This is a genomic window from Dyadobacter sp. BHUBP1 (assembly GCF_050587785.1).
Lineage (GTDB): Bacteria > Bacteroidota > Bacteroidia > Cytophagales > Spirosomataceae > Dyadobacter.
This window is the reverse complement of record NZ_JBOBIH010000003.1, coordinates 1026909-1034144: the sequence shown is the minus strand read 5'-3', so window position 1 is coordinate 1034144 and position 7236 is coordinate 1026909. Positions and strand designations below refer to the sequence as shown.

At 39.3% G+C, this 7236-nt stretch carries 4 protein-coding genes; all 4 read left to right on the top strand.

The features are described from left to right. Positions 1–249: 249 nt before the first annotated feature. Complete coding sequence (locus tag ACQ4MZ_RS16635) at positions 250–1518, top strand: hypothetical protein (protein ID WP_430846392.1); 1269 nt, start codon at positions 250–252, stop codon at positions 1516–1518. 221 nt (positions 1519–1739) lie between these two features. Beyond that, the gene (locus tag ACQ4MZ_RS16630) at positions 1740–2588 is read left to right on the top strand and encodes a GNAT family N-acetyltransferase (protein ID WP_430846390.1); all 849 of its coding nucleotides are present in this window, start codon (positions 1740–1742) and stop codon (positions 2586–2588) included. Between the two features lie 569 nt (positions 2589–3157). After that, positions 3158–6454 (top strand): hypothetical protein, encoded by a 3297-nt coding sequence (locus tag ACQ4MZ_RS16625; protein ID WP_430846388.1) that lies wholly within the window; start codon positions 3158–3160, stop codon positions 6452–6454. Positions 6455–6543: 89 nt separating this feature from the next. Continuing rightward, positions 6544–7101, top strand: a complete 558-nt coding sequence (locus tag ACQ4MZ_RS16620) for a hypothetical protein (RefSeq protein ID WP_430846387.1) — start codon at positions 6544–6546, stop codon at positions 7099–7101. Positions 7102–7236: the final 135 nt, after the last annotated feature.

Here is a 7236-nt window from a genome sequence, read left to right as displayed (position 1 = left end):
GCTGATCGATAATTCCCGCAACCTATGGCGCAGTTAGTAACAGGAGATGTTTTCAAATCTCCAAAGAGCTCACGAGCAATTTTCTGATTTATCCCAAAGAAACTCTATTACTGTTACTAGGCTCACAAGAAATATTAGCCGTTAAATAAGTTCTATGCAATGACGGCCGAAGTTTTTTGTTGGCTTTCTTTTGCTTCTCTATCTTAATCTAATTTTAATCCTCAACTAATTTCTCCTCTATTTATCCGTATGAAAAAGCTCTTACTTTCTGCATTACTCTCGATGCAAGTTGCCATTGCCGTATCCCAGACTTCGGAATGTGACTGCCAACCAGCATTAGACAATGATTTGAAGACCGTTGTTCAATCCAGTGAATACAGCGAATTCAAGTCATGGCTTTCTGAATATCTTATGAAAGACTCAACAAGCCAACAAAGTATGAAAAATCAGTCTGGCACAAAGTTTTCCGGCGCCTTTCAAGCCGTAGTCAAGGCCGTGCCAGTCGGAGGTTCAGGGGATTACACCAAATCGAAATCGAAGGAGAACCAAAAATACTACCGATTAAGGCAATTGTTTAGCAAAAATCAATATTTGCTCGACTCGGATATAAATGAATTTTTTACCGAGTATATGAGTGACAATCAGTTAAAGGGATATTTAGCATGCCTAGATCTTTGCGCGGAGACTTCCGGCAATAATGTCTATCTAAATGTGATCGGAGACACAAGTGATGAATTTCTGATCCAAGTTAGGTACAAGAGTAGTGGCACTTTTGAAACAATCACATTGAAGGGCAATGCTAAATATGTCAATTTAGCTCCTATTGGAGCTTTGTCGCTAACAGATGGTGTCTCAATACCTCGCGGCACTTCTGTGTCCCAATACTTTAAACGAGTAGATCCAAAAAAAGCTGCATCTCTTACAATTGACGTCAAAGAAAATTTATCGCCCATTAAACCAGTTAACCTTCAACCGACCACCACTGTTAGTACAAGCGTCGTTCCGATCGGCACTATTGTTGCGTCCGTGTTAGACTACGATAAATTTATGCAGGCAAATGGATTTGATAAGATAAATAGAAATGACATGAAGGAGGTACCATGGGTCCCTTGTGATGGAAGAACACTCTCAGTCAGCAAGTACAGTAATTATTCCGGTGGTCCAATACCAGATTTAAGAGGTATGTTTCTGCGAGGTATCAACGACTACAATGTAACATTCCCGACGACAACACCTGTGGTAAATGAACGGAAAAACCCAGAGCCCAAAGTCGCAGGTGAATTTCAATCTGATTCGTACCAAACCCACCAACATGGTTACGGTGCCAATTTTCTTAATGGGGCCGGTAATCAACTGTGGGATGTGTATGGAACTAAGCCCGCCGGTGGTCAGTGGGCGGCGAAAATAAATGGCGGGCCAGCAAAAAACTCCAATTTATTATCATTGACCTCTCCCGAGGGCGGCACAGAAACGAGGCCTAAAAATGTTACAGTGTACTACTATATAAAGATAAACTGATACTTACCGTGACAGACTAGACTTTTCCGGTCTGTTACGGTAAATTTTGCGATACTTAAACTTGCTCTACACGCTAACGAAACTAAATTTCTTCCGATCTATTACAAGCAATATTGGTTCTGGTAGGATTTTATGGCAATTGCCAATAGCCTCTCAAAGGAAGACAAATTTTTGACAATGCGATCGAGGGGGTGAATGACAACAAGCAATCGTCTCTGAGCATGCAATTCGCCCAAGAACAAATGTTTAAGTTGAGGATCGCCATAAAAGGGTTTTCACAGGGAAGCCGCACGAAAAATCATTTACTAATAACACTCTTGCCGTTGGAAAAGCTATCAAACATGCAACTTCACAACCTTGATCTATTCAAGGAGCAACTGCCCTACTGCTTTGGAAAGTCAGATTTCGAATTTGCCCATGGCAGTAGGGAAATTGACTTTGCTGACTATCTGAAACGCATTGTAACCGACGTAAAATTACCAAAAAAGGACGTTGAAACGGTTATTAGGCAGCATTTGTTTGAGAACGATGTAATGTCAAATTTTCAAAATATTCTGACCTACAAGGCAATAGACTTCTTTTATAATCAGCAATACGATATCGACAGTCCATCCGGGTTTCAGGAGGGGGAACTACAAACTTTCCTTGATTTACTAGTTTTGCAAGGTAAAATCGTTCGTCCGACAATGGAGAAAGTTAAGCGATGTCGCTATCTCGCACTTTGCAAGGTTGGTACTGAAATTGTTTCGATTGGCGCGATAAAGCCTAAAACCGATTCAGTTTTTGGTGAGAAAAAAGCCAATTTACCTGAATATGCAAAAAATTTTGACTATGAGCTAGGATATTGCTACACATTAGAGGAATATCGACGGAAGGGTTATGGATCAGACATTGTTAGAAGGCTTTTAACCCATGTGAATGAAGAGAATCTCATGGCCACCACAGAACTGGACGACACCAACAGAATGATTAACATTCTGGAAAATCGCGGGTTTACTCGGAAAGGGCAAAGCTTCCAAAGCAGGAAGCACACAGGTAAGCTTGGCCTTTTTCTACGGTTTCATGAGTAAAGCGGAATTGGAACGATGGTTATCAGTTCGGTCGTCAAAATCAATCCTCCATCGGTCTGATTGAACTTGCAAACTTACTAGCATGTCCATAAATTTATCTACGATAGAAACTAGTAAGATCGACAATAATGAGATCAAAGATTGAACAAGCCCTCCTACGAATAAACGATGTAAAGTTTCACGAATTCTGCGACGAGCTCATAATCTGTAAGGAGAGCACACGAGAGTTTTCATCTCCGGGAAAAGTTAAGGGAAAGGATAAATCGCGAAAAGGGATACCCGACTCGTATTTTTACGATATAGACGACAAACTATGTCTATGTGAGTATACGACGCTGGATCGTGGAAGACAGTCAACGCCACTTCTTGAAAAGCTCAAGAAAAGTATTGAAGATTGCCTTAATGAGCGAAAAACTCAAGTTAAAGTGAATGAAGTTTCGAGGGTAATACTTTGTTTCAATTCTGATCTCGCTCCCTCGGAAAATTTGGCTCTAAAGTCATTCATAAATACTTATGGCACCAATTGTAGGCTAGAACTCTACGGTATAACGGAGCTCGCGACTCAATCAATGAATAGACCACGACTCTTAAGAATTTTGGGAATACCAATCGCTAGTGGACAACTCGTTTCCGCAGCCGAATTCGTCGAATATTATCAGCGTAGCTCGTTTTCAACTCCGTTAGACAATTCATTTTTAGGTAGGACAGAAGAGATCGATTTGGGAGTCAGCCTATTCACCAAAAGCGATTTGCTGTTAATATCAGGCAATCCAGGAGTCGGCAAAACTAAGCTAGCTTTGGAGCTGTGTCAAAGACTTGTAAAATCCTATGAGAATTGTGAACTTTTATGCGTAAGTGATGTAAATGCTCCAATCTGGGAAGATTTACATCAGTTGTTAAGCACTGACATAAACTATGTTATATTCGTCGATGACGCAAATTTGATTGAAACCAACTTTTCATATATTCGAAACTTTGCACAAAGAAGAAGCCGTGGGCAAATTAAGATCGTCGCAACAGTTAGAAAGGCCGCACTAGATTCACTTCAATCTAAGCTCGGTTCTGACTTTGAAATTTTTGAGATAAATCCCTTATCGCCAGAGGGGATAACTGCAATTCTTAAATCACCTGATTTTAATCTCAATAGTCACGCAATCGAGAGAATACTTAAGTTAAGCAATGGCAATCCTAGATTAGCAATTATGGCCGCAAGAGTCGGCCTGAAAACAAACAAGTTAAGTTCCTTAGATAACGCTGAATCAATTTATGATAATTATTTTGGTAGCGTTTTTCATAATACTGATCTGCTGAAAGACAAGGAAACTTTAAAGATAATTGCGGTAATTCATTTTTTTGGATATATAAAAATGGAATACTATAACGACATGGCCACATCATTCCCCGAAATGTTTCTCGATATTGAACGATTTGAAGAAAAAATCAAACTTCTTTATCGTCTTGAAATTCTAGATATATATGATGACAGTATTGTAAAAGTATCTGAACAAATTTTGGGAACCTATCTGTTTTACAAATCCGTGTTCGACATTAAAGCAATTGATTTGAGCCAGTTTATTGATCTATATAGCAACTATTCGCAAAGAATCAAGAATGTGCTGTTGCCCGTTATGGATATATATAGTTATTCAAACATTCTCAATAGATGCTCGGATACTGTTCAAAAAAAATGGAGGAAATTATCAAATAGGGATTTCAAAGATCAGCTTCAATATTTAGATACTTTTTGGTACCTGATCCCAGATGATACATTAAGTTTCCTTTACAAACACGTAAGTTCGATTACGAAAAATGATAAATCTATACATAGAAAAAATCACCAAAGTCGTGTCGAAAATAACGTATCTTCCGAATTTGAGAATGACAAAATTGTTAATATTCTTTCTAGGTATGCCAATCTCGACGATAGGCGCCTCCTAGATAGTCTTGAGATTTTGATAAGCTACGTAGTAAAAGTGCCCCAAAAGCATGACGTAGTCAAATATTGTTTCGAAAATGTATTCAAAATTAATTGGGATTCGGTTCGATATGGGTATCGAACGCCGGCACTGGCGCTCAATTTTCTTACGCAGGAGGGTACCGGAGAGAGCTATTCTCTCCGGCATCAACTAGCAATACAATTAATTCCTGCATACTTGGCGATTAGAGTCGAAGATACGAGCTTTGACGGCAAACAGGTTAACCGAGTCATTTTCACGCTTTTACTGGACGACAAAGTTACTGAAATCAGAAAACTATGTTGGACTTTTTTAAATTCCAACATAGCAAGAATGAAGCATGAAATACTATCCAGTTTTTTAAAATTAGATTTTCGCCTACACAAGAAGGCGAATAAAATTCATCTTTTCGACAATCCATATATAATTAATTTAGCAGAAAATCTTTTCGATTTGAATAGCTTAGAGGATTGCATAATATACAATAATTTATTAACTCAACATTCGCGGTTAAGGCAACTCCTGCCTCGACATAGGATATCCAACAATGCTTTCACGGTTTTCTTATTATTGGGTGGCATTCATCCCTATCGCTCTCGGCCCAAATGGGAAAAATCAGACCATCAGACATTTTTACGAAAGGTCAGAAAATTCACAAAGAACTACACGCGGGCGGATTATAGTGATGTTTTTAGAAATATTCTTTTATATGAAGAAATATGCAGTCGATATAACATACATTGGTATTATCGCCGGTATTTATCATTGTTTCTTAGCGCAGCGGGTATTGACGAGCAGTTATTTACCAATGTGTTGATAGATCTAGCAACAAACTTTCCGTCTATCCAGGTAGATTACAGCACAGTATTCTATTTCCATTTACAGAGAAAACCAGTTTTTTCAATGGATTTATTTGGGCTCACCAAGCTCCTTCAGACATCGGATAGAATCAATTTCCTAATAGTATCTCCTTTTGATGGTTTGGAGAAAGAGACTATTCTTAAGATATACAAAGAACTACTATTGATTATTGATGAGTCGACGAGTGGTATTGAAATAAGACAATGGGACTGGCTGGATAAGTTTTTTCCAGTGCGCCCTAAAATAAATGTATACACTGACATTACTCAACTTGCTGTTAATAGGGATACAATCATAAAGCCCAGAATATCCCTGGGAAAGTATTTCATTATGGAATGCATGGATTTACATGACATTTCAATTGAAGATATCGAAGCTTTGTACATTAACGAGCAAAAGATTGATAACGACTTCGATTTCAATCTGCAACTATTTGAAAAGATTTTCCTGCGCGATACAAGTTTCTTTTTACAACTAATGCTACTACGTGATGAAAATCAGCGCCTAATCAAAACTTGGGATTACAGAAGAAACTATGATGGCCTATGGAAGATTCCATTGTTTGACAGGGAAATGGAGAAAATGATGCGAATTCTTGTCGACGAGGATGACTATAATAGCCTAGACGAGGAAATTTACTGTCTCTTTCCACAAGGCAATTCTCAAAGTTCAATAGACCAAAATTTATTGACCAGGCTAGCAGGAGATAAGGAGGCCGATTTGAAGCTTGTGGCGATGGTTTTCCATATTTGCCTAGCCCGCTACCCCAAATTGAAGTTAGAGTTAGTAAAACAGTTCCTATCCTGGAATTTCAACATCGATGATTTTAAATATCTCCCACTAGTCAGGCGTGGGTATCAGTGGAACGGAAATGACCTTGTCAATATCGACGAAGACACCAAGTCGTGGCAAGACTTGTTAGACGTGGTCGAGCAACTTCCGAGTAGATTACAATACCTCGATCACTGCAACTACATTAATCTGATGCTCAAATCATTGGGCGAAAGGCGCAAAGAGACGCTGTCGACAATTTACCTCGAAAGCACCTGATTTTCTTTGGTAGATTCTTTTTGTTCCGGCAAAAGCTCAAGCGAGCCAGAACGGCATCATTTTTACCATGAGTTAATACGTTAAATCATATGCTATCATTCTTTGTCGTGCCAACATCAACAGGCTATTCGTTTTCATACACATCATTGTTAGGCCATCTGATCACAAAAGCGGAAACTTTGTATGGAGAGCGCGACAAGTCATACACCATTTTAGGTGTTGAAATTATGTCTGACGAATTCGGAGAAGCGCCGCAAGTTTGGTACCCTGGTAACTGCAAGCATATAGCCATCCGAATAACAAGCAGTTGCCTGGGGCATTTGGGCAAATCAGTCTACCAGCTTGCCCATGAGACAATACATTGTTTATTCCCTTCTGGCGGAGCACATGCTAATTACCTGGAGGAGGGATTAGCCGTTCATTTTGCATTGGAATGTGCAAAGGAATATAGTTACTTCCCTAAACCATCGCAGCGCTATCAAGAAGCCTTCGAGCTTGTCGATCCGATTCTAAAGCAGGACCGTTCTTTTATCAAAAAACTTCGTGAAAGAGAATTGTCACTGTATAGGATTTCGAGGGACTTGATAATCGAGCTCGCCCCGGACATCTCCCCGGAAACAGCCGAAAATTTAGTAACAAAATTTTAGCAAAAGAGGACTTATCATGTGGACCATCAGAGTTCGTTAGTGAAGATCCAAATTGGGGATAAGATTTCAATTTTCTCTACTATCGTCATGTCATTGCGCAGTCGCCCACGCGTCAAAGCGGCAGTAAGCTATTAC

Coding starts and splice junctions, on each gene's coding strand:
- ACQ4MZ_RS16625 (WP_430846388.1), top strand. CDS start 3,158: ATGAATAGACCACGACTCTTAAGAATTTTGGGAATACCAATCGCTAGT.
- ACQ4MZ_RS16620 (WP_430846387.1), top strand. CDS start 6,544: ATGCTATCATTCTTTGTCGTGCCAACATCAACAGGCTATTCGTTTTCA.
- ACQ4MZ_RS16630 (WP_430846390.1), top strand. CDS start 1,740: ATGCAATTCGCCCAAGAACAAATGTTTAAGTTGAGGATCGCCATAAAA.
- ACQ4MZ_RS16635 (WP_430846392.1), top strand. CDS start 250: ATGAAAAAGCTCTTACTTTCTGCATTACTCTCGATGCAAGTTGCCATT.